The sequence below is a fragment of the Corynebacterium lemuris genome, assembly GCF_024919295.1.
Taxonomy (GTDB): Bacteria; Actinomycetota; Actinomycetes; order Mycobacteriales; family Mycobacteriaceae; genus Corynebacterium; species Corynebacterium lemuris.
Genome location: NZ_JANWTC010000035.1, coordinates 1 through 2,530 on the forward strand (window position 1 = coordinate 1; position 2,530 = coordinate 2,530).

General features: G+C 61.4%; 3 protein-coding genes. All 3 read right to left on the reverse strand.

The window, feature by feature from the left end; genetic code table 11:
- Positions 1 to 475 precede the first annotated feature (475 nt).
- Positions 476 to 1,165 (reverse strand): alpha/beta fold hydrolase, encoded by a 690-nt coding sequence (locus NYP18_RS15220; RefSeq protein WP_259429040.1) that lies wholly within the window; start codon positions 1,163 to 1,165, stop codon positions 476 to 478.
- 159 nt (positions 1,166 to 1,324) lie between these two features.
- On the reverse strand, positions 1,325 to 1,543 hold the full coding sequence (locus NYP18_RS15610; RefSeq protein WP_439648107.1) for an XRE family transcriptional regulator: 219 nt from the start codon (positions 1,541 to 1,543) through the stop codon (positions 1,325 to 1,327).
- A 617-nt stretch (positions 1,544 to 2,160) separates the two neighbouring features.
- Positions 2,161 to 2,530 (reverse strand): aromatic-ring hydroxylase C-terminal domain-containing protein (locus tag NYP18_RS15225; RefSeq protein WP_500784501.1); only part of this gene is annotated, 370 nt, incomplete at its 5' end.

The following is a 2,530-nucleotide window of genomic DNA, read 5'->3' on the forward strand; positions in this document are numbered from 1 at the left end:
ATAGAGTGATCAAGAATCCACGCCATATAGCGCTCATATTCACAGGGTGTGGCCTTCGGTTTCTCTTGTTTCCGGGGTTGGTTGGTTGTGGAGGGGGTGTTGTGGGGATCTTGCCTGCGGGTTCTGGTTTGGGCGATCGGATCGTAGCTTTTTGGGCGCTGCGAGGGGGCAGTGTCAGCGATGATCGAAAAGATTAATCTCCCAGACGCTGTGCCATGTTCATCACGTCACAGTGAAATGCGCCTGGCACGAATTTTACTAACGCGAGGGGCTGTCGCGTCCTGATGGAGTCCCGCTTAACCCGGAGGTATTTCAGTAGGGCATAACCCAAAGAGCCTGTATGCTCTCGGCCTTGCCAAATGGATGGAGGCGATGGTCCCGGCGTTGAGCACCTCGAGAGCCACGCCCCTGCCCCGGCGAATCTGCGCGTCAGGTTCGCAGCACCGGCAGACCCTGACAACATGCCGGGCACTGATCACCGCACCTCGTTCCAGTAGGCCACCAAGCGGTTGGCCAACTCCTCCGGGTGGCCCAGCATGGGGCAGTGGTCACCCGGCATGACGTCGGGCTCGATCCTCAGGCGTTCCCGGGTGATACGTCGCATGAACTCCAGTGGGAAGAAGCGGTCATCACGGGCCACCAATACGCGGGTGGGGATCGTGGGCCATTCGGGGAGTGGCCAGGGTTTTTCGAATGGAGTTGCCGACTGGTCACGCTGGTGGGCGAGCATCTCCTTGGCCAGCGTGACCGGGGTGTCGTGCAGCATGATCTCCAGGGGGTCAAGGGGTGCGTCCGGGTCGCGGCCGTCCGCTTCGTCCTGACGTCGACGGGCTTCGGCGTGGCCGGTGTTGCTCCACCACTGCCCGGGCGTCTCCCCGGGCTGTGGGATCTGCGCCTGGAGCATGACCAGCAGATTCGCCCCGAGACCGTGGGCCACCAACGGAGCGGTGAATCCGCCGAAGGAATGCCCCACCACCACGACGTCCCGGTACTCGCCCACGGCGTCAAGAACGGTGGCTGCGTAATCGGACAGGTCTGCCGAGTCGTTATCGACCGGGAGATCGACGGCGATAACGTCATGCCCACGCCGGCGTACAGCGTCGCTGACCAGATGCCAGCAGGACGAATCAGTAGCTGCGGCGTGGATCAGCACGAAGGTGGCCATTACGGTGTTCCCCACTTCTGGCGGAGGTCAAGGTGATAACGAGAATTCCGGGGGTGCAGTCGACTCCTCCGCACCACTTCGGCAACGGACGGGGCACTGCCTGCCACCGCCGTCAGTTACCATACTGCTGACTTTAGGTGATCAGCGTATGCCCGGCGATCACAGCAGAGCGGCCCCCTGCGGCGGTGCGCTTGTAGCGCCTGCCTGTTCTTCATCACTTTCTACCCTCAAGTGGAGACCCACCTTGATCCCAATATTGCCCAGGGCATCCAAAGAGAACTTACTGATCTTACCGGTGAACAGGTCGGAAACCCTAGGTTGAGTGAGATCGAGATTCTCCGCAGTAATCTTCTGTGTTCCGCTTCCCGGACATGGCAGAGGCTCGAGCCGACGAGGTTATCGCTACAGCGGGTCCAGTATGGGAACACCTCCGGAGCCGAACCGCGGGGCCGACCACCCCGTCTCGATAGATTCGAACCCGCACTTGCTCAGGCAGCACCGATAGCCGATCACATGTCAGTGCGAACGCCCTGGTCAGTTTGAGAAGTCGCTTGCACTGGTGCTCTCAGGCTCGACCGCCGGCACCCGGTTTATGGGTGTGAACAGGCCGAACACATCATCTGTCTAGCCAGCCGCGGCGGATGCCCATAGAATTTGTGACGGTGGCGCCGATACTCGTGTCATAGGTGGCCGACGACGATCAGTGGTTTCGGCGATGATCTTTGGATGAAGAAGGCCAAGGCCTTTTGGGAATCTCATTAACTTCGCTCTATGCGTCCTGGGATACGCAGGATTACATGACGCCGGGTTGTGTGAGCTGGCGGGCGAGTGCCAGCAGTGACTGTGGGTCACCTCGCCGTGGGGGCCGTTCCCAGAGGTGGAGTAGGTCTGAGTCCAGAGCCGTCGAGTGGAAAACCGTCCCCGGGACAGTCACGAAAGCATTGCTTCCAGGGCTATACCAGGGACGGCTTGCTGGTGCTGACCTGCCAGGTCTTCTACTGTGCATCCACCCGCTGCAGGTCCTGGTGGGTCAGACGCTGCAGCTCATCGTCAGTTTCCTCTTCCACCGGCAGGGCGGTGTCTGCACCGTCAAGATGGAGCAGGCTGCGCAGGGCCTCCCGCAGTGCCGCGGTGGGGTCCTGCGGCTGCTGCAGCGCCCGGTAACCGACGTGGTTGTCCGGGCGCACCAGCACACACCCGTCATCAGCGATCTCACGCAGCCGCTGCCAGTCACCGTAGGTGTCGGTGTAATCCTGGGCAGGTCCGATCCTGTATACCGGGATCTCCATACCCAGCTCCGCGGACACCGTTGCCGCTGCTTCCACCCACCCCTGGCCGTTGGTGCCGGTGAGGACGGTGAAACGT

What these genes read in the sequence shown, in the direction of transcription:
- NYP18_RS15220 (WP_259429040.1), bottom strand. Translation starts at nt 1,165, where the DNA reads ATGGCCACCTTCGTGCTGATCCACGCCGCAGCTACTGATTCGTCCTGC.